This is a genomic window from Aeromonas sp. 6P, assembly GCF_051919525.1.
GTDB classification, from domain to species: Bacteria; Pseudomonadota; Gammaproteobacteria; order Enterobacterales; family Aeromonadaceae; genus Aeromonas; species Aeromonas veronii.
In genome coordinates, this window is record NZ_JBQBEO010000002.1 from 3,248,192 (window position 1) to 3,267,354 (window position 19,163).

Genomic DNA, 19,163 nt, shown 5'->3' on the forward strand with positions numbered 1-19,163 from the left:
AGCGGCACTTGCTATTGGTACTGTTACTGGTACTTGGCATTGATCTTGTCGATGGTGCCATCCGCCTTCATGGCAGCGAGGATCTCGTTAAGCTTGGTGATGAGCTCATCGGGCGTATCCTTGTTAAACGCCAAGCTCATCTGGGTTTCCTTGAACACGAATACCGGCTTGGGTGAGGCCACCTTCTCCTTGCTGGCCAGATAGGGGGCCAGATACTGGCCGGTTGCCCAGAGATCAATGCGGCCTGCCTCCAGTTTCTTCACGTTGGCGGTATCGTTGGCAGCCAGCTGCAACTTGGCAAATCCCTGGGCTTTGAGATATTCGGCGGCCGCATCACCGTTATAGCCCCCCACCGAATACTGCTTGGCATCTTCCAGCGACTTGACCGTAATATTGGCGGTCGAACTGGAGAAAAACACCCAGTTGTTATTGACCAGCGGCCCTACCCACTTGAACAGTGCTTCCCGCTCCGGAGTGCGGGTCGTGGAGTAGAGGGCGGTATTGGGGGTGCCGAGGGTATCTTCATACGCCCGTTTCCAGGGCATCAGGGTCAGTTTGTATTCGACCCCAGCACGCTTGAACAGCTCTTCGACCACCTCGGTCGACAGCCCGACAATCTTGCCCCCCTCTCCCTGCATGTTGAATGGCGGGTAATCCTCGGTCATCACGTTCAGTGGCGCAGCCTGAACAGCGCTTATCGCCATCATGGAAGAGACTGAAAAAATTGCACTTTTCCACAGCAGTTGATAGTTCATTGCAACCTCGCTTTGCTTGCCATTCATCCCTGAACATCCGCCGTTACCGATGGCGGTGCACGTCTGACCCGCTGGGGTCATGCCGGCTTTCACGGCTCGCCACCCACCCATGTGCAGCAGCAAACAGATCCGGATTTTGCCTGTGCGTAACGAAACGCAACCGGCGAGGGAGGCTCACAACAAATCGAGGTGGAAACATGCCAGGGCAGCATGAGGGGAGTACGGAGTGGGGCGGATAAGCCTCCGCCATACAACAGCGCCGTGGCAAAGAAGAAGCGCATCGTTTTATGACAGGGGTCTGGGAGAGAAATGATATAAAACGCCAACATCCATTTTCCCATACTGCTCGAGGAGACCTCAGAGCCAAACCTGTCCTTTAGCTAAGGTCACGAAAAGAGATACGTCAAATGAGAATGCTAACCCCCTCATCTGCTTCCAGATTAGATTCCAGATGAGCTCCGCCGAGCCAAAAAGTGGCGCGAGATACCCGAAAATGAGAAGGCCACCGCGAGGTGGCCTTCTCCAAATCAACGATGAACACCTGGTGGAACTCAGTCCTTGGCCGCGTCCATCACACCTTCTTCGGAGTGCGCAGGCAGGATCAGGTTGAGCAGGATGGCGGCAACAGAGGCCAGGCCAACACCGGCCAGCGCGAAGTCGCCAATCTTCATCTCCAGCGCACCGACACCGACGGTCAGAGTCACAGCGACGATGGCGATATTGCGTGACAGCCCCAGATCCACCTTGGATTCCACCAACGTCTTGAGACCGATGGCAGCGATGGATCCGAACAGCAGCAGCATGATACCGCCCATCACCGGCATGGGGATAGAGGTGAGCAGCGCATTGAACTTGCCAAAGAAGGCCAGAATGATGGCAAACACCGCAGCCCAGGTCATGGTGACCGGATTGAAGTTGCGAGTGATCATCACGGCACCGGTCACTTCGGCGTAGGTGGTCACGGGTGGGCCACCGATGAAACCGGCGAAGCAGACGCCAATGCCGTCACCGGCCAGCGTACGGTGCAAACCCGGATCCTTGGTGTAATCCTTGCCAGTCACGCCACCAATCGCCAACACGCCACCGATATGCTCGATACAGGGGGCGATGGCTACCGGCAACATGAACAACGCAGCAGCCCAGTTGATCTCTGGGGTTTCGAAGTGGGGCAGCGCCAGCCAGGGGGCGTTCACCATGCCATCGAAACTCACCTGGCCCATGAAGACCGCCGAGACATAACCGGCAATCACGCCGCACAGGATTGGGATCAGCTTGATCCACCCCTTGCAAAACACAGCTGCAATCAGGGTGACCGCCAGCGAGATACCGGCCAGCGTCAACGCAGTCCCCGCAGGTACTACCTGCTCACTACCGGCACGGCCCATCGCCATGTTGCAGGCAACCTGCGCCACAGAAAGACCGATGACCATGATCACCGGGCCAATCACCACCGGGGGCAGCAATTTGTGCACAAACCCCATCCCTTTTGCCCGGATCAGCGCAGCCAGAATGAAATACATGAAACCGGCGGCAAACAGGCCAAACATGGTGGATGGCAATCCCCAGGTCTGGGTGGCGTAGATGATGGGGGCGATGAAGGCAAAGCTGGAACCGAGGAAAATCGGGACCTGGCGGCGGGTGCAGAGCTGGAACAACAGGGTGCCCACACCGGCGCCAAGCAGGGCCATGGAGGGGTTCAGTCCGGTGAGCAGGGGCACCAGAACCATGGCACCGAAGGCGACAAACAGGATTTGCAGCCCGGCGACACTTTGCTTGACTAAGGAAAACATGGATGTCCTTAATTTTTTGATAACTGATGGGGATATTTATCACTTTTCAGTCATCACAAGACTTTTTCAAGGCACAAAATGAACACAAATGCGTCACTTGTTACCTTTTACTGCTTGGGAAGGGCATGAAACTGGCTTTTTAGGCGGGATTCGTTGCTACAAGCATCGAGTATGCGATTTTACGCATTATTGTGACGAACGCCAATCGTTTTTCCATCATGTTTATTGTGTTCATGGTCAAAAATGCCGCCACCAAGGGGCGCTCTATAATGGATCCTGTGAATCAAGATGGACAAGGAGTCCCCATGTCACAGCCCCCATTCAAGGCCAGCCAGCGCAGATTGCTGATCGGCTCGGCCATCGCTCTCGCCCTGTTTGCGAACCCGTTCAGTTATGATTTCGCCCACAATGAGTGGCAAATGAATCAGGCCTATGCCAAGTCCTGCTTTATCGCCGGCACTCGCATCACGATGGCCGATGGCTCCACCCGCCCTATAGAGACGCTGCGGGTCGGTGAACGGGTGCTGGATCAGCACGGCGGCAGTAACCGGATCCTGGCGATCGAACGGGTCATACTAGGCAAGCGCAGACTCTACGGGATCAATGATCTGCCCCCGTTCTTTACCGCAGAGCACCCTCTGCTGACCACTCGGGGCTGGGCAGCCATCTCACCGGCCATGACACGAACCGAAAACCCGCAACTGGCGGTGCTGCCGCTATTTACCGGCATGCAGATAATGTGTCGCCCGGCACCTGTCATGGTGACGGGCAATCTGGCCCTGCAATCCCAGCCGGAATTACTGCTGGTTGAGTCACTTTGCTGGATCGAGGCGTCTCCCACTACCGCACTCTTCAATCTGCTGCTCGATGGCAGCCACAGCTACATCGCCAATGAGCTGATCGTTCACAACAAAGATGGCGATGGTGGCAGTGGGGGCAGCAGTGGTGGAGGCAGCAACAGCGGCGGTGGCAGCGACAGCGGCGGTGGCAGCGACAGCGACAGCGATGGGGGCAGCGATGACAGTGGCGGCCAAGGCGAGCATGCCGGCGGAGAGCAGCATGGTGGAGGTGAACGGCATGCTGGTGGAGAAAAACATGCAGGGGGAGAACGCCATGGGGGTGGCCGCGGGTTTGGCAATGGCGTTGATGACAACGGTGTGGATGCCGTCGATGCCAATGGCAACAAGCTCAGAGGCGATGGCACAGTCGATGACAACGGCGTGGATGCGGTCGATGCCAACGGCAACAAACTAAGAGGTGATGGCACGGTCGATGACAACGGTGTGGATGCCGTTGATGCCAATGGCAACAAACTCAGAGGCGATGGCACCATCGATGACAACGGTGTGGATGCTGTCGATGCCAACGGCAACAAACTAAGAGGTGATGGCACGGTCGATGATCGCCAGCAAGTGCTTACCGATGAGCAGGAGCGGGCGCTGATCAACAACGGTTTTCGCCAACAGGGGCAACCATGATGCGTTATCTGATAACACTCCTCCTGCTCGGCCTCGCTGGCTGCGCCACGGTCGACACCCCGCCGCTTTACCATCAGATGGATAAGGCAGATGTTCAACTGGCCAATCAGGCACTCGCCAAGGCGCTGGAAACCCGTACCAAAGGGCAGAGCCTCACCTGGTTCAATCCGGCTAACCGTCACTCGGGTAGCGTCACCCCGCTACGCACCTTCCGCCATACCAGCGGGAAGTGGTGTCGCGACTATCGCGAGCAACTCTATATCGGCAAGGCGAGCCAGCAGTGGCAGGATACCGCCTGTCGCAATCAGCAAGGGCGCTGGCGGCCATTGCGAACTTAGTGAATGCCACGGGGTAAACGAAAGGGGGTAGCAGCGCTACCCCCTTGTCATCTTTACCGACCCGTTATCCGAGCGGTGAATACGCGGTTATACCCGACGATAGGGCAGGTAAACCGGCTCCCACATGTGGTTGAGGATATGCTGCTGCAGATCCTGACCGATCAGCGGGTGGGAGGGATCCCGACGCACGATATCCTTGAGCACAGCAGTCGCCACATGCACCGAGATGCTGCGCAGCTCGCGAATGCGGGGATAAACGGCCCCTTTCGCCAGGTCCACCTCGCTCACGCACTCGGCCAGCGCAAAGGCGGCGGTAGTGAAGACATCGGGCGTGATCTCGCGGAGCTGGCTGACGATGGCCGCCAGACCTACACCGGGGAAGATAAAGACATTATTGCCCTGCCCGACCCTGAACTCCTGCCCCTCGTAGCTCACATCCTTGAACGGACTGCCGGTCGCCACGATCGCCTTGCCCTTGCTCCAGCGGTAGATATCCTCCGGCAGCGCTTCACAGTTGGCGGTCGGGTTGGAGAGCGGGAACACCATGGGGCGCTCGCAATGCTGCAGCATCAGCTGGATGTGCTCTTCCTGGAAGGCCCCGCCCGAGCCGCTGGTACCCAGCAGCACGGTAATGGGCACATGACGCAGCACATCGGCTAGATTGGCCTTGCCGGGCACCTCGGTATCCCAGCCCGCCAGCAGCAACCCCGGTTTGGCGTAGCGACGCTTGTACTCGTCGAGCCCGTCCCGGTTGTCGCACACCAGCCCCTGGGTATCCAGAATGTAGATTCGATCGCGGGCCGCCTGCGGATCCATCCCCTCGCGGATCATCCCCGCGCAGATCTGATCTGCGACACCAACCCCGCCGGCGCCAGCGCCATAGACCAGATAGTTCTGCTGACCCAGGGTCTCCCCCTTGACCTTGACCGCGCCTATGATACCGGCCAGCACCACGGCACCGGTGCCCTGAATATCATCGTTGAATGACGGCAGTGACTGCTGGTAGCGGGCCAGATTGTTGAAGGCGTTGGATTTGCTGAAGTCTTCCCACTGCAGCACGGCGTTGGGGAAGTGGCGCTTGACCCCCTGCACGAACTTGTCGATGAACTCTTCGTACTCCTTGCCGCGAATACGCTTGTGGGGGCGGCCCAGATACATGGGGTCATCGAGCAGTTTCTGATTGTCGGTGCCCACATCCAGCGCGATGGGCATGCAGCAGGCGGGGTGAATACCGGCCCCTAGGGTATAGAGCGCCAGCTTGCCGATAGGGATCCCCATGCCGCCAACACCCTGGTCGCCGATCCCCAGAATGCCCTGGCTGTCGGTGACGACTATGATGCGGATCGATTTGGCATCGAAGTGACGGGCCTGACTGCCCATGTCATCCACGTTGTCCGGGGTGATGTAGAGGCCACGCGGCTTCTGGAAGCGGTGGCTGAACTCCTGACACGCCTTGCCCACGGTCGGGGTATAGATATAGGGAGTCATCTCCTCCACATGGCGTGACAACAGGGCATAAAACAGGGTTTCGTTGCGATCCTGCAGAGCACGCAGGTTCTGGTACTTCTCGATATCGCTGCAAGCGCTCTTGAACCCCTCATACACTCGCTCGAGCTGGGCTTCAAAAGTTTGCACCTGAGGCGGCAGCAAACCATCGAGATCAAAATCGGCCCGCTCCTGTTCGGTAAAGGCTGTGCCCTTGTTGAGGTATCGATTGTTAAGCAGATCAGTGCCGGTCAGTGCAACGGGGCGAAAATCCTGTCCCTGTGCATCTTTCCACAGCAGATATTGTCCGGTAGCCATAGTCATTCTCTTTGATTTACGTGAAATTGCCGTTCGGCAGGAGAGCAAGACTCATAATGAAATCAATCATATGACGTTTACTCGATCGGTTTTGTGAGCTTGGGCATACCCTGCGGCCAAAATAGGCGCCCGGCGACCCCGGCGAGACAAATATCCACGGCAAGGAATGAGACTCATGTTAGCATTGCGGGCAACCCAGCCCCTTTCACCGCATCACAGCCGGGAGTGACCTGATGCCCTCGCCTCTGCCAGCCTGCGTCCCCTTCTTTCTGCCATGCGCCTGATCTCGCTGCTTGCTCTGTGGCTATTTCTGACCTGCCAGTCAGCTCTCGCCGCACCGGGTCGGGTGCTCAACATCATCGTGGGTGAATGGCCCCCTTTTGTCTCCGAGCAGTCAAAACAGCACGGGCCAGTGGCCCACCTCATCAGCGATCTGTTCAAGGAGGCGGGCTATGAGGTGAAGTTCCACTTCGCCCCCTGGGGTCGGGTCTATTCGCTGGCGGCCAACAGCCAGCTCTACGACGCCACCGCCGTCTGGATGCACAAACCGGAGCGGGAGCAGGATTTTCTGTTCAGCGAAGCGGTGCTGCAGGAGCAGTTTGTCTTCTTCTCCCTCAAATCACGGCGGCTGCAGGCCGAGCGCCTTGAGCAGATCATCGGCATGCGGTTGGGGGGCGATATCGCCTATAGCTACGGGCCCGAGCTGGACAAGATGGTGGCCGATGGCAAGGTAACCCAACAGAAAGTCACCGACGTGAAGCAGAATTTCGGCAAGCTGCTGCGCGGGCGGATCGACCTCTATCCACAAGAGCTGCGAGTCGGTCTGGCCGAGTTGCAGAACCAGCTCGACCCCGCCAGCGCGGCACTCATCACCCACAGTCAGACCCCTTTTCTGCGCAACGACAGCTTCGTGATGTTCCCACGCAAGATGCCGGATTCAGCCAAACTGCGGGATCAGTTCAATCAGCAGTTGCAGCAGGCCATCGCCAGCGGACGTTATCAGCGCTACTTCGAGCGACTGGCCCGGGGTGAATATTGACCTTGGCGAGGCAAAAACAGAGAGGATAAAACAACGGTGGCGGCCCTTTGTGGCCGCCACCTCTGTGATGCTTGTCAGCTGCTGGCATTAGCCGCTGATGCCCACCTCCAGCTTGAACGGCGTCTTGGCCTTGCTGCTCTCGGCCGCCCCCATCTGGTAGACCCGAATGGTATAAGTGCCCTTGGCAGGCAGGGTTGCCTCAAAGTTGTTCCCGTCACGAGAGCCAACAAAGATCGCCTCCCCCTTGCTGCCCGGCGGCAGAATATTGAAGTAGGGCTTGCCGGTCAGGATCACCACCATGCTCTGGCCCTTGTTGGCCGTCAGCTTGTAATCGAGGGTCTGGCTACCCTGAATGGTGCCGTTGATGGTTGCCCCTGACTCCCCCTTCTTGAACTGCACCTGCTGGGTCTTGATCCCGTCAGCCGCCTGCGCCATGCCCGCAATACCACCGAAGAGCGCAGATGCACATACCGCTGCCAGCCATGCTTTTCTCATCATTTGTCATCCCTTGTGTGAATGGAACCCCTGTTACTGTTGCTCAAGGTGACCCAAAAAACCATCGCCGTTTGCGGCATCGCTCAATCAATTTGCCATCACCATCGACCCGCTATCAAAAGGGGCGCCGCAGCGCCCCTTCTCTTTACTCTTTGTCGACCATCAGCTTGATTTGCCCGCCTTGGGCTCATCGAGGGTGTGCTTCACCTCTTCATACCAGAGGTCGTGGTGCTCCTTGGCCCAGGTCTCGTCCACCTCGCCGGTCACCATCCCCTCCAGCGCCCCTTCCAGCTGGAACAGGCCCATGTAAATATGGAAGATAAAACCGCAGATAAGGATCAAGGCGCCTACGATATGGATAAAGCTGGCCCACTCCATCTGGCGGCGCAGCTGGCCGAAGATGGGGAAGTCGAGGAACAGCCCGGTCGCCACCACGATGCCGCCAAACCAGATCAGTAGCCAGAAGATCGCCTTCTCGCCGCCGTTGGAGAAGCCCGCCGAGGGGTGACTTCCCTTGTGCTTGCCGAGCATGCCGCCAAACTTCATGAACCACTGCACATCCACCATGTTGACGATGTTGTGGCGGAACCACTTGATGAGCACCCCCATCAGGCAGAGGAAGAAGAGCGGCCCCACGTAGTTGTGGAACACCTTGGCAAACCAGATCCAGTTCTCCCACACCCCGAGGCTCACCACCGGCTTGATGAAGTACTTGCCGTAGATGATGGCCAGCCCCGACCCGGAGAGGGTCAGGAACATGGCCGCCGTGGTCCAGTGCAACGCCCGATCCAGCCTGCTCCAGCGCTTGAGCTTGCGCCCGGTGCGCGGTTTGGAGAGCTTGGTCTGCCCCACCACCAGATACATCAGGCCACACATGGCGAGCGACCCGAAAATGGCGATGGCGCCGAGCGGCGACACCCACTTGGTCTTCACCTCGAACCAGAGCTGGCCCGGCACCGAGATAAGCACTCCGTGCTCCGGCGAGCGGGAGGTGGTCACCCCCTCCTGCCCATCCTTCACCGCCCGCCAATAATCGGCGCCGGCAAAGCCGACCGCCTCTTTCTGCGCATCAGCGAAGCCGGGCGCGCTGAACAGCAGCAAGGCCGTCAGCAGCGCTGTCAGCCAGTGTCTCATTGGCCATCCTCCTGCTTGCCAAGCTTGAGCCCCTTGCCTCTGCCATCGTGAGGTTTGCTGGCGTCGCGATAGAGCGCCTGTTCGTCAGCCCCCCAAGCTGCATGAGGGGCGCCGCGATAGGCAACCCGCTCGCGGAAGATGTCGGAGATCACCTGCGCATCCCCTGCCAGCAGTGCTTTGGTGGAGCAGAGCTCGGCACACATGGGCAGCTTGCCCTCGGCGATGCGGTTGGCACCGTACTTCTGGCGCTCCGCCTCGCTGTGATCCTCTTCCGGGCCGCCGGCACAGAAGGTGCACTTGTCCATCTTGCCCCGATCGCCAAAGGCGGCGGTCTTCGGGAACTGGGGCGCCCCGAACGGGCAGGCAAACAGGCAGTAGCCGCAACCGATGCAGAGATCCTTGTTGTGCAGCACGATGCCGTCGTCGGTGTGATAGAAGCAGTCGGCCGGGCAGACCGCCATGCAGGGGGCGTCGGTGCAATGCATGCAGGCGACCGAGATGGAGGTTTCACCTGGCAGGCCGTCGTTGAGGGTTACCACCCGGCGGCGCTGGATGCCCCACTCGAGGGCATCGTCGTTCTCGTTCTTGCACGCCGTCACACAGCCGTTGCACTCGATGCAGCGCTTGGTGTCACACATGAATTTCATTCTGGCCATGGGATCAGGCTCCTACTTTGCGAAAACGGCACAGGGTGACCTTGGTCTCCTGCATCTGGGTGACCGGGTCATAACCATAGGTGGTGACTATGTTGACCGACTCCCCCAGCACATAGGGGTCAGACCCTTCCGGATATTTGGATCGCAGATCCTTGCCCTCAAAGTGGCCGCCGAAGTGGAACGGCATAAAGGCAAGCCCCGGCTTGACCCGCGGGGTCACCAGCGCCTTCACCTTGACCCTGCCCCCTTCCGGCCCCTCGACCCACACATCCTGACCGTCGCGCACGCCGACGTCGTTGGCATCTGCCGGGTTCATCTCGACGAACATCTCCTGCTGCAATTCAGCCAGCCAAGGGTTGGAGCGGGTCTCGTCGCCGCCCCCCTCGTACTCCACCAGACGGCCCGAGGTGAGGATGATCGGGAACTCCTTGCTGACATCCTTCTCCTGCACCGAGGCGTACTGGGTCGGCAGGCGCCACAGGCTCTTGGCATCGGGCCAGGTGGCGTAGTCTGCCAAGAGATCCCGGCGCGGGGTGTAGAGCGGCTCGCGGTGCTTGGGCACCTGATCCGGGAAGGTCCACACTACGCAGCGCGCCTTGGCGTTACCATAGGGAACGAAGCCGTGCTTGATGGCGACACGCTGGATACCGCCGGAGAGGTCGGTTTTCCAGTTCTTGCCCTCGGCCTCCTTCTTCTCGGCCTCGGTCAGCTCATCCCACCAGCCGAGCTGCTTCAACAGGTCGGCAGTGATCTCGGGATAGCCATCTTCCACCTCGCTCCCCTTCGGCCAGGAGTCTTCGGCGAGCAGCGAGACGCCCTGATACTCGATGCCGAAACGGGCACGGAAACCGCCACCCCCTTCCGAGACCGGAATGCTGGTGTCGTAGAGGATGTGGCTGCCCGGGTGCTTCATCTCCGGGGTGCCCCAACAGGGCCAGGGCAGACCGTACACTTCGCCGCTGACCGGGCCGCCCTCGGCCTTGAGGTTGGTCTTGTGGAAGGTGTGCCAGTTCTGCTGGTGCGCCTTGAGCCGCTCCGGGCTCTGGCCGGTGTAGCCCACGCTCCACATGCCGCGGTTGTATTCGCGGGTGATGTCTTCCAAGAGCGGCTGGTTGTTCTCCACCTTGATGTGTTTGAACAGCTGGTCGGCAAAGCCGAGCTTCTTGCTCAGCAGATACATGATCTCGTGATCGACCTTGGATTCGAACAGAGGCTCAATCACCTTATCGCGCCACTGCATGGAGCGGTTGGTGGCGGTAACGGAACCATAGGTCTCGAACTGGGTGGTGGCCGGCAGCAGGTAGACGCCGTCGGTACGATCGTTCATGACGGCAGCGACTGTGGGATACGGGTCGACAATCACCATCATGTCGAGCTTTTGCATCGCCTTCTTCATTTCCGGGCCGCGGGTCTGGGAGTTGACCGCATGGCCCCAGTAGAACATGGCGCGGATATTGGAGCCCTGCTCGATGAGATCGGCATTCTCCAGCACACCGTCCACCCAGCGGGAGACCGGAATGCCGTTGTTGTTCATCGGCAGCTTGCCGTTGTAGGCCTTGTTGTCAAAGCGGGCCTTGATCCACTCGTAATCCACATCCCACACCCGGGCCCAGTGCTTCCAGGAGCCCTCTTCCAGCCCGTAGTAGCCGGGCAGGGAGTCGGAGGTGACGCCAAAGTCGGTGGCGCCCTGCACGTTGTCGTGACCACGGAAGATGTTGGTGCCCGCCCCGCTCTTGCCCACGTTGCCAAGGGCCAGTTCGAGGATGCAGTAAGCGCGGGTGTTGTTGTTGCCTGTGGTGTGCTGGGTGCCGCCCATGCACCAGACCACGCAGCCGGGGCGGTTGTCGGCCAGCAGCTTGGCTGCGCCATAGACCTGCTGTTCGTTGAGGCCGGTCACCCGCTCCACTTCGGCCGGAGTCCAGCGCGCCACCTCTTTTTGCACCTCGTCCATGCCATAGACGCGGGTACGGATGAACTCCTTGTCTTCCCAGCCATTCTTGAAGATGTGCCAGAGCATGCCCCAGATAAAGGCGACGTCGGTGCCCGGGCGCAGGGAGAGGTACATGTCCGCCTTGGCGGCGGTGCGGGTGCGACGCGGGTCGACCACCAGGATCTTGCAGCCGTTGCGCTCTTTCGCCAGCAGGATGTGCTGCATGGCGACCGGGTGGGCCTCTGCCGGGTTGGAGCCGATAAACATGATCGACTTGCTGTTGTGCATGTCGTTCAGGCTGTTGGTCATGGCGCCGTAGCCCCAAGTGTTGGCTACACCTGCGACCGTGGTGGAGTGACAGATGCGCGCCTGATGATCCACGTTGTTGGTGCCCCACAGGGAGGCCATCTTGCGAAACAGGTAGGCCTGCTCGTTGGAGTGCTTGGCGGAGCCGAGCCAGTAGACGCTGTCGGGGCCGGACTCCTTGCGAAGACGCAGCACCTCGTTGCCCACCTCTTCGATGGCCTGATCCCAGCTGATGCGCTGCCACTTGCCACCCACCAGCTTCATCGGGTACTTGAGGCGACGCTCACCGTGGCCGTGCTCGCGCAGGGCAGCCCCCTTGGCGCAATGGCCGCCAAGGTTGAAGGGGTGATCAAAGGCCGGCTCCTGACCGGTCCAGACGCCGTTTTGCACCTCGGCGTAGACGCCGCAGCCCACCGAGCAGTGGGAACAGATGGTGCGCTTCACCTCGACCGGCACCCCGGCCGCCACGGTTTTGGCCTCGGCCCGCTGCATCATGGCAGGGGCCAGCCAACCGGCGGCCACGGCGCCACCGGCTACCAGACCCGAGTTGACCATAAAGGCGCGACGGGTCAGCCCCTGACCGCGAATGGCCTCATTGCCCTGCTCGCCCACCTGGGGCTGCTCGGCACGTTTTGTCAGTTTCATGAGTTCTCCTTCACTGATCCGGCTCAGTCGGTGCCGCGCAGGGTGCGATAAAAGTCGTGAACATGGGGGGTCTCCCGATAGCCCTTGTCAGGCTCGGTATCGTGGGTCAGCACCTCTTTGCCCACCACCCGACCGGTGGCACCGGCCAGCACGCCTATGGTGGCAACCACGCCAACTCCCTTGATCAGATTGCGGCGGGACGGGTCTTTCAGCTGTTCATCGCTCATTCTTGTGACCTCTGTTGTTGTTCTTGCTGGCGCCTGCGCGCCAGCTTCGCGTCCAATGGGATATCTCGTCTGCTCGTTTTGTTATGTGCAGCTCTTGTTATGCGCAGATAAGGGCGTTCAGCCCGGCACCACGCAGGCGCCAAACGGCAGGCGCAATTCGTTTTCCAGCTTGAAGAAATCTTCGGCAAGGGCCCCGACCGCACGGTAGAAGCTGCCCCCCTTCGCCTGCTGCTGATCGCGGCAACAGGCGAGTACCCAGGGGGCAAGGTGGCGCTCATAGAAGCGATTGCGCTCCGAGTGCTGTTCGCCAATCAGTACCGCCATCACCTCACAGAGGGCGGCGAGATGATCTTCCGGCTCGCACACTCCGCTCTGGCGCTCGAAACCGAGGGACTGCAGATCTGCGCGCAGCACCGCCAGCGGCAGCTCCATCAGGGAGCCAGTGAGATACCAGGAGGCAAACGGCACGATCTCCCCGCGCCCCAGCCCGATAAAGAGATTCTGATACTCCTCGGCAAGCTCGTTTTCGTGGTGGCTACTGGCCGCCAGCTGCACCAGCCCGAGCCCTCTGGCAAAGGGGCCTGGCATCGGCTGCAACCCTTGCAGCCAGGCGAGCTGTTCGCCACGGGGGGCGGCGCGCCAGAGACTCGCCAGCAGGGCGTAGAGATCGGCGCTGCTCTGTTCCAGTTCGGTCATGGTCAGTTCGCCAGCCTTTTCGTTATGTTGTTCACTCATCACTGGCCCTCACACCTTGAGCTGGGAGACGGGATCCGCCGCCAGCGCCGCAAACACATCCTTGACCCGACAGTCCTCGCACATCAGCAGCCGCTGGGCGGCCTCGTTCTGGAAGTGGGAGTGACCGGCCAGTTTTTGCTGGATGCGGCGGATCATCGAGGCGGGCGCGAACGGCTTGGAGCAGCGAATGCAGCAGGCCGCCTCTTCCGATTTCAAACTCTGCACGGCGCGGCGCGCCTCGGGCACAGGTTGCAGACGGGGCACCAGTACGATGGCCTGCTCGGGGCACGCCTTTTCGCACATGCCGCACTGGATGCAGTCCTGCTCGATAAAGTTGAGGCCGGGCGCATGACCAACCGCATGCAGGGCGCGGCTCGGGCAGACCGCCACGCAGCCCATGCAGAGGGTGCAGTCTGCTTCTTTCAGCTCCACGCTGCCGTAAGGGGCGCCGTGAGGCACCGCCAGCGGCTCGCGGCTCCCTTCGTTGGCCTGCCAGAGGGCATCGAAGGCGGCAAACAGGTTCTCCCGTTTGTCTCCTTTGAACGGCTTCTCCAGCAGGGCAAGGGCCGGCTGGCCGGAAACTGGCTCACCAGCATCCGGGTTAAACAGAGCGATGCGATCGGCAGAGAGACCGGCGCCCGCCAACAGCACGGTGGCGCTCGCCAGTTCCCGCTCAACCAGCGCTCGGACGCTTGCGGGGGCGTCATCGTCCAGCGCAATGCGCACCGCGCTGGCGCCATAGGAGAGGGCGGCGAACCAGCTCTCGATGCCTAAACTCGCGCTCTCCTCCACCCAGACTGGCAGCCAGTTGGCGGGCAGGCGGGTGAGTTCGGCTTCCACCCATTCGCGCTCGTTTTCACCGGCGATCAGCAGTCGGGGCGCGTCGCCCCCGGCCTCGCGGTAGTGCTTGAGCAATCGGAACAGGTAGTCGCCGCTGGTGTTGGCGTCGGGCTGGTGATAGGCAATCGCCCCGGTCGGACAGGCAGAGGCACAGCTGCCAAAGCCCTGACAGAGATGGGGATCGATCTGGATGCGACCATTGATGGGCTTGAGCGCATCGGTCGGACAGACATCGAGGCAGCGGCTGCAACCGGGCACGCCACGGGCGGTAAAGGCGCAGGCCTCGGGGTCGAGGCGAAAATAGCGCGGCTTGTCGAAGATGCCGGTCAGCGCACAGAGCTCGGCGAGCCGTTCAGCCAAGTCAGTGTCATCAGCCAGATGCAGATAACCGACCGGCGGACGCTCCAGCGCAAAGAGCGGGGCGCGGCCCAGATCGGCCACCAGATCGAAGCGCGGTTCGCGTGGCGGCTCACTAACAGCAGCCGCTTGGTGTGGAAAGCCTTGTTGTGGGAAGCAAAGCGCCGCCAGGTTAACCCACTCCCCCTGCCCATTGAGGCCGGTAAGCTGGAACTGCCCCAGATACCCTGTCAGGCCCGGTTCGCGCAGGGTCAGGGCCGCGAGGGATGCGGTGGCATCGAAAATGGTTTCGAGATCGGCCGCCTCGGCATCGTGGACCGCTTCGCTCACCAGCAGAGTGGGCTTCACCCCGACAGGCAGCTGGCTGGCAGCGCGGCGAATACGATCTTCCGGGCCGACCAGCAACAGGCGCCCCTGACTCTGATAAGAGACAGTGGCCGGGATCAGGTTGTCGGTCTTGACCGTATGCTGCAGGGCATAGGCGCGAGCGCGCGCGTTATGCTCGGCCGCCCCCGCCCCATGGGCAAGATTGGAGGCTAGATTTGGGGCCAGATTTGGCAATGTTTGTTCAGTGCTCACATACGCTCCTGTGCGCGCCACCTCATGGGATGGGCGCTTGTTGGTAAGCCGAGAAAGCAAGAGACGAGCCAACTCCCCCGGAAAAAAAGTGACTGACAGGGAGTCAGGATCCTGAGGGTTCCATTCCCCCACCTTTGGTTGGGACATTTTGTCCACCACAGAAAACCAAAATGTCCCGATCGTCGGTGTGGGTTTGAGAATGGTTATCAGCCAGCTCGTCGGCGGCAGGCTCGCTGGCAAGCGCCACCGGTTCAGCAGACCCGCTGGCCGGATTGGCCGATTCGCTGTCAGGGGCAATCACCTGATCCACCAGCCAGTTGCGCAGCCCGGCGGTCAGGGCCGCGGGCAGCAATTCGGGCTGGCTGAAATCCTGGGTGTAGTCGTCGAGCCCATCCGGTTTATGGCTGCAAAACATGGCCCGCAGTGCCCCCTTGTCGGGGAGTTTGGCCTTGCCCGGCTGGGCTGTTTTCAGCAGCGCCTCGCCACTCTCGGTCCCCTCAACGGCAAGGGGGGCACAGCTCCCCTTGTCAGTGCTGACTACGGGGCTATCCAGCGATTTATCTGGTGTTTCACCTTCGCCACTGCCTTCGATAGGGGCGGCAAATGCCTCGGGGATAACCTCTTCCCGTGGCTGCAATGCCTGATGCTTGCGCGCCTCACTCTTGCGAGACGACCAGCGCTTGAGGAACTCACTCATGGGCGCGATTTCCGCTGTCACTGCCACGCTCGCGGCCATCGGGGCCGGTGGCTTTAACGGCGCCGCAGCTGGCTTGATCTAACGTATCTCTTGATGTCGCTACAGCCGTATCGAGGCCCAGCTGATCCTGTGCCCGTCCCTTGCCCTTTTTGCCCTTGCGGCGGGCCTCCAGCAGCTCGCCGTGGCGGCCGATAAAGGCCTCCACCCAGGCTTGCAGCGCCTCGGGCAGCGGGCAGGAGAGCACCTGCCGCTCGCCATCCATATAGGCGGCAGCCACGGTCTGGCTCAGGGTCAGGCCATCGGCCACAAAGCCATTGTCCACGCGGCTTCCGGTGACACTTCCGGTAACAAAAAGGCGGGGCGAGCCGGAGCTCAAATTAAAGCGATAATCCCCCCGCTCGTCACGAAACAGGGTAAGAGGCAAGGCACCTGCAGCCTCGGGCTCGGCGGGATGAAGCGCCGCAATCTCGAAACGGCGGCTCTGCCAGCGGCCAACCTGGCTGTCGATGGCCTTTAACTCCAGTTGCAGCCAGCGCTGCGGGGGCAAGGGTTTGGTTGTCTCTTGCACTGTCACGGCTCCCATCAGAAGGTCTCTGCCGGGCCGCCCTCCCCCGTGATCCACCCAGTTCGGGGTGGATCAGGGCAGGAGTTTTATGGCGGCCACGGCCATCAATGGGATAAGACTTAGCAAGAGTGGGGCCAAGGCCGGGTTTGCTGGCCGATGGGGGCTTTGATGCGGGTTGGGGCGTCGTGCGGAATATGGGGTGGCGCTGAGCGTAGGTTGGTGCAGAGCGCAGCGCAACATGTAAAGAAAAACCAATTTTCCCACATCCCAATCCAGATTGGTGCTGGCAATAACCAAGTGACCAGATGATTGCCTACATCAACAAGATCACGCGGTAAACGTTGGGCTTCACTTCGTTCAGCGCCAACCTACGATTTAGCCCAACATACGGGATAAAGATAAAGGCGTTAAAACATGAAGCTTAACAAGCTTGCCATGTTGGAACGGCTGTTCCATTTTCCTAATTTAGATGATGGGTGATATTCGTAAAATACATTTAACTCGTGCTCCATCCAAATAACATTATTAGGTTTTCGAAAATCACATTGCAATTTTGTTGCTTCCTCAAAAAAACATTGTGCAATAACACCACAGATGATCAGTTTCGTATTAGGACAGTGAGTTATATTTGCTATAAGCCTAGCTCTAAAACTATTTACAGCTTGCACACCTAAGTTTGACCTCAGTTTTTCTTTTACCTTATCTTTTAAAACATTAATTGGAGTGCCATGTATATTTTTAATTTCAATGAAACTTAAGATATCTTCTTTCAACTCTATTGAGTTATAGACTTTTACTTGTAGAGGAATACGTGAACAATTTAACAAAGATATCCTAGGTACGAGAGAGCTTTGGCTAGCAACAAGCTTTCCTAATGGCTAATCAAGTTCAAATAAAATCTTGCTCATGCAAACTCCAGTATCCCCAGCTGCCGGATAGCCATTGGCAACCTCCTGGCGATGTGGAGACTCAAGAATAAACGTGAACATGCTATCTTGGAATGACAAGTCTTCAACCTTAAATTTATCTAACACATGCATAGTTAATTATTTCTCTGTAAATCTAGCGAAAATATTAGCTGCGGATACATCATGTTTGCTCATTTTTGATCTGAAGATAAGCTGCTTGTCAGCAGCTAACTCCCACATCATCATGACCGAACGCTGCATTTGTTGACGAGATTGACAGCTTACCAAAATCTATGTTCTTATGATAAAGACCTTAGATACATTTCAATTTTCTTGATTCTTTTGTGAATCCAATTAAGCTCGCTGAATAACTACGGTGACCATCTATAATTATCTGTAACTCCCTCCCTTTTTTCATGTCATCCACTAAATGGTGAAACATATACGTTGTAAATGAGTTGTTGTATTCAGGTCTATTAGCATTTTCTATCCACACTCCATCATCAACGATGATTTTAAAAATAATTCCAGGCGCCAATCTTGATTTATAAAACGTGATATCAGCCTGTATGTCACGACCACGGCAACTTAAAACCAACTCACCTTCGCCTCTATATAGTTTCGTACCAATAAAAGTCTTGTTTTTGTTATAAGATTGCTTTTCTGATACCGACCACCAGTCGCCTGAAGAATGTGCTTTGGTTGCTGATAGACTAACAAAGAAAAATAATATTACTTTAAAGTAATTCGTGTTTATTGTTTTTGGTTTAGTCATTTTTATTATCCAATGTGGCGTGTTAATTGATAAGGTGGCATTGAAATAATTTCTATTATGTTCATTTTACGAATAAATGTCCACATTTATTCTTATTCCAACCTCGTTGAAAATAATCTGGAACAAAACTTGCTGTATCCCTCCCCTTAGATCCCGGCAACCGGTCGCGAGGGGCCCATGACACCGACCTTTATCAAAAGCAATGCAGCAGCCCAGCTCACCATGGCCGTCGAGGTGATGGATGAGCAGGGCACAATGAACACCCGCCAAATCGCCTGTGAGCGGCCACTGACGGTCTACCTCAACTGGAAGGAAATCGTAACCCTGATGACGCTGGGAGCCCGCCCCGAGGCGCTGGTGCTGGGTTATCTGAAAAATCAGGGCTTTATCGAGGACATTGCAGCCATCGAGTCGGTGATCGTCGACTGGGAGAGCGAGGCCGCCGCCGTGGTGAGCAGCCAGCAGGCCGACGATCTCGACAAATCGCTGGAGAAGAAGACGGTCACCTCCGGCTGCGGTCAGGGCACCATGTATGGCAGCGTGATGAAGAAGCTCGAAGGGGTGGTCTTGCCGGCGCCCGAGCTTAAACAGAGCACCCTCTACGCCCTGCTCAAGGCGCTGTCGGCCCATAACGAAACCTACAAGATGGCGGGTGCGGTGCATGGCTGCGCCATCTGTCGCGGCGCGGAAATCCTCTCCTTTGTCGAGGATGTGGGGCGCCACAATGCGGTGGATACCCTGGCGGGCGAGCTCTGGATGCGCGGCGAGAGTGGCCACGACAAGATCTTCTACACCACCGGGCGGCTCACCTCGGAGATGGTGATCAAGGTGGCGCAAATGGGCATTCCGGTGCTGCTGTCGCGCTCCGGTGTCACCCAGATGGGGCTGGATCTGGCCCGCCAGCTCGGTATCACCATGATTGCCCGCGCCAAGGGGCGCCATTTCGAGGTATTCAGCGGTCACGACCATATGGTGCTGGACGAGAAGCCGCCGGTGCTGGCGCCCGGTTCAGCCAGTCGAGGGATGCGGGACTAGGCAATGAACGAATTTATGAGTGCCGAACAGATCGCTCTGTATCTCGACCACGCCACCACAGGGGTCAGGAACAAGT

At 58.7% G+C, this 19,163-nt stretch carries 18 protein-coding genes; 4 read left to right on the plus strand and 14 right to left on the minus strand.

The window, feature by feature from the left end; genetic code table 11:
* Positions 1–23: 23 nt before the first annotated feature.
* Together ACTG2J_RS14955 and ACTG2J_RS14960 are read right to left on the minus strand one after the other, a co-directional pair.
* Complete coding sequence (locus ACTG2J_RS14955) at positions 24–755, minus strand: substrate-binding periplasmic protein (protein WP_005334783.1); 732 nt, start codon at positions 753–755, stop codon at positions 24–26.
* 551 nt (positions 756–1,306) lie between these two features.
* Complete coding sequence (locus ACTG2J_RS14960) at positions 1,307–2,545, minus strand: uracil-xanthine permease family protein (RefSeq protein ID WP_005334784.1); 1,239 nt, start codon at positions 2,543–2,545, stop codon at positions 1,307–1,309.
* Positions 2,546–2,850: 305 nt separating this feature from the next.
* Between ACTG2J_RS14960 and ACTG2J_RS14965 the strand changes: the two genes are divergently transcribed.
* Both ACTG2J_RS14965 and ACTG2J_RS14970 read left to right on the plus strand, forming a co-directional pair.
* A complete protein-coding gene (locus ACTG2J_RS14965) occupies positions 2,851–4,023 on the plus strand; it encodes a hypothetical protein (RefSeq protein ID WP_113740447.1) in 1,173 nt (390 codons plus the stop codon).
* The gene (locus tag ACTG2J_RS14970) at positions 4,020–4,361 is read left to right on the plus strand and encodes an RT0821/Lpp0805 family surface protein (protein ID WP_174218742.1); all 342 of its coding nucleotides are present in this window, start codon (positions 4,020–4,022) and stop codon (positions 4,359–4,361) included. Before ACTG2J_RS14965 ends, ACTG2J_RS14970 begins: the two co-directional genes overlap by 4 nt.
* An 87-nt stretch (positions 4,362–4,448) precedes the next feature.
* Here the strand turns inward: ACTG2J_RS14970 and ACTG2J_RS14975 are convergent, their stop codons facing one another.
* The gene (locus ACTG2J_RS14975; protein ID WP_005334789.1) at positions 4,449–6,164 is read right to left on the minus strand and encodes an NAD-dependent malic enzyme; all 1,716 of its coding nucleotides are present in this window, start codon (positions 6,162–6,164) and stop codon (positions 4,449–4,451) included.
* 274 nt (positions 6,165–6,438) lie between these two features.
* Here ACTG2J_RS14975 and ACTG2J_RS14980 point away from each other — a divergent pair, with 274 nt between their 5' ends.
* Positions 6,439–7,203, plus strand: coding sequence for a substrate-binding periplasmic protein (locus ACTG2J_RS14980; protein WP_113740446.1), 765 nt, complete (start codon positions 6,439–6,441; stop codon positions 7,201–7,203).
* Positions 7,204–7,290: 87 nt separating this feature from the next.
* Here ACTG2J_RS14980 and ACTG2J_RS14985 read toward each other — a convergent pair whose 3' ends face one another.
* From ACTG2J_RS14985 to ACTG2J_RS15035, 11 genes are all read right to left on the minus strand, one after another.
* On the minus strand, positions 7,291–7,701 hold the full coding sequence (locus ACTG2J_RS14985; RefSeq protein WP_234923066.1) for a DNA breaking-rejoining protein: 411 nt from the start codon (positions 7,699–7,701) through the stop codon (positions 7,291–7,293).
* A 159-nt stretch (positions 7,702–7,860) separates the two neighbouring features.
* A complete protein-coding gene (locus ACTG2J_RS14990) occupies positions 7,861–8,832 on the minus strand; it encodes a formate dehydrogenase subunit gamma (protein ID WP_005353740.1) in 972 nt (323 codons plus the stop codon).
* Positions 8,829–9,488 carry a formate dehydrogenase FDH3 subunit beta gene (fdh3B, locus tag ACTG2J_RS14995; protein WP_005353752.1) on the minus strand — a complete coding sequence of 220 codons (660 nt, stop codon included), beginning with the start codon at positions 9,486–9,488 and terminating at the stop codon, positions 8,829–8,831. Before fdh3B ends, ACTG2J_RS14990 begins: the two co-directional genes overlap by 4 nt.
* A gap of 4 nt (positions 9,489–9,492) precedes the next feature.
* Positions 9,493–12,369 carry a formate dehydrogenase subunit alpha gene (locus tag ACTG2J_RS15000; protein ID WP_113740445.1) on the minus strand — a complete coding sequence of 959 codons (2,877 nt, stop codon included), beginning with the start codon at positions 12,367–12,369 and terminating at the stop codon, positions 9,493–9,495.
* Between the two features lie 23 nt (positions 12,370–12,392).
* On the minus strand, positions 12,393–12,596 hold the full coding sequence (locus ACTG2J_RS15005; RefSeq protein WP_005303194.1) for a transcriptional initiation protein Tat: 204 nt from the start codon (positions 12,594–12,596) through the stop codon (positions 12,393–12,395).
* 117 nt (positions 12,597–12,713) lie between these two features.
* On the minus strand, positions 12,714–13,331 hold the full coding sequence (locus ACTG2J_RS15010; RefSeq protein ID WP_216949048.1) for a TorD/DmsD family molecular chaperone: 618 nt from the start codon (positions 13,329–13,331) through the stop codon (positions 12,714–12,716).
* A 9-nt stretch (positions 13,332–13,340) separates the two neighbouring features.
* Positions 13,341–15,107 (minus strand): 4Fe-4S dicluster domain-containing protein, encoded by a 1,767-nt coding sequence (locus ACTG2J_RS15015; RefSeq protein WP_439997632.1) that lies wholly within the window; start codon positions 15,105–15,107, stop codon positions 13,341–13,343.
* A gap of 103 nt (positions 15,108–15,210) precedes the next feature.
* Positions 15,211–15,804, minus strand: a complete 594-nt coding sequence (locus tag ACTG2J_RS15020; RefSeq protein WP_439997633.1) for a DUF3306 domain-containing protein — start codon at positions 15,802–15,804, stop codon at positions 15,211–15,213.
* Positions 15,797–16,387 carry a DUF3305 domain-containing protein gene (locus ACTG2J_RS15025; RefSeq protein ID WP_439997634.1) on the minus strand — a complete coding sequence of 197 codons (591 nt, stop codon included), beginning with the start codon at positions 16,385–16,387 and terminating at the stop codon, positions 15,797–15,799. The genes ACTG2J_RS15020 and ACTG2J_RS15025 overlap by 8 nt, the downstream gene beginning before the upstream one ends.
* A gap of 389 nt (positions 16,388–16,776) precedes the next feature.
* Complete coding sequence (locus tag ACTG2J_RS15030; protein WP_439997635.1) at positions 16,777–17,142, minus strand: hypothetical protein; 366 nt, start codon at positions 17,140–17,142, stop codon at positions 16,777–16,779.
* Positions 17,143–17,590: 448 nt separating this feature from the next.
* The gene (locus tag ACTG2J_RS15035; RefSeq protein WP_439997636.1) at positions 17,591–18,052 is read right to left on the minus strand and encodes a hypothetical protein; all 462 of its coding nucleotides are present in this window, start codon (positions 18,050–18,052) and stop codon (positions 17,591–17,593) included.
* 177 nt (positions 18,053–18,229) lie between these two features.
* Here ACTG2J_RS15035 and ACTG2J_RS15040 point away from each other — a divergent pair, with 177 nt between their 5' ends.
* Positions 18,230–19,087, plus strand: a complete 858-nt coding sequence (locus ACTG2J_RS15040) for a formate dehydrogenase accessory sulfurtransferase FdhD (RefSeq protein ID WP_439997637.1) — start codon at positions 18,230–18,232, stop codon at positions 19,085–19,087.
* Positions 19,088–19,163: the final 76 nt, after the last annotated feature.

What these genes read in the sequence shown, in the direction of transcription:
- ACTG2J_RS14955 (WP_005334783.1), bottom strand. Translation starts at nt 755, where the DNA reads ATGAACTATCAACTGCTGTGGAAAAGTGCAATTTTTTCAGTCTCTTCC.
- ACTG2J_RS14960 (WP_005334784.1), bottom strand. Translation starts at nt 2,545, where the DNA reads ATGTTTTCCTTAGTCAAGCAAAGTGTCGCCGGGCTGCAAATCCTGTTT.
- ACTG2J_RS14965 (WP_113740447.1), top strand. Translation starts at nt 2,851, where the DNA reads ATGTCACAGCCCCCATTCAAGGCCAGCCAGCGCAGATTGCTGATCGGC.
- ACTG2J_RS14970 (WP_174218742.1), top strand. Translation starts at nt 4,020, where the DNA reads ATGATGCGTTATCTGATAACACTCCTCCTGCTCGGCCTCGCTGGCTGC.
- ACTG2J_RS14975 (WP_005334789.1), bottom strand. Translation starts at nt 6,164, where the DNA reads ATGGCTACCGGACAATATCTGCTGTGGAAAGATGCACAGGGACAGGAT.
- ACTG2J_RS14980 (WP_113740446.1), top strand. Translation starts at nt 6,439, where the DNA reads ATGCGCCTGATCTCGCTGCTTGCTCTGTGGCTATTTCTGACCTGCCAG.
- ACTG2J_RS14985 (WP_234923066.1), bottom strand. Translation starts at nt 7,701, where the DNA reads ATGATGAGAAAAGCATGGCTGGCAGCGGTATGTGCATCTGCGCTCTTC.
- ACTG2J_RS14990 (WP_005353740.1), bottom strand. Translation starts at nt 8,832, where the DNA reads ATGAGACACTGGCTGACAGCGCTGCTGACGGCCTTGCTGCTGTTCAGC.
- fdh3B (WP_005353752.1), bottom strand. Translation starts at nt 9,488, where the DNA reads ATGGCCAGAATGAAATTCATGTGTGACACCAAGCGCTGCATCGAGTGC.
- ACTG2J_RS15000 (WP_113740445.1), bottom strand. Translation starts at nt 12,369, where the DNA reads ATGAAACTGACAAAACGTGCCGAGCAGCCCCAGGTGGGCGAGCAGGGC.
- ACTG2J_RS15005 (WP_005303194.1), bottom strand. Translation starts at nt 12,596, where the DNA reads ATGAGCGATGAACAGCTGAAAGACCCGTCCCGCCGCAATCTGATCAAG.
- ACTG2J_RS15010 (WP_216949048.1), bottom strand. Translation starts at nt 13,331, where the DNA reads ATGAGTGAACAACATAACGAAAAGGCTGGCGAACTGACCATGACCGAA.
- ACTG2J_RS15020 (WP_439997633.1), bottom strand. Translation starts at nt 15,804, where the DNA reads ATGAGTGAGTTCCTCAAGCGCTGGTCGTCTCGCAAGAGTGAGGCGCGC.
- ACTG2J_RS15025 (WP_439997634.1), bottom strand. Translation starts at nt 16,387, where the DNA reads ATGGGAGCCGTGACAGTGCAAGAGACAACCAAACCCTTGCCCCCGCAG.
- ACTG2J_RS15035 (WP_439997636.1), bottom strand. Translation starts at nt 18,052, where the DNA reads ATGACTAAACCAAAAACAATAAACACGAATTACTTTAAAGTAATATTA.
- ACTG2J_RS15040 (WP_439997637.1), top strand. Translation starts at nt 18,230, where the DNA reads ATGACACCGACCTTTATCAAAAGCAATGCAGCAGCCCAGCTCACCATG.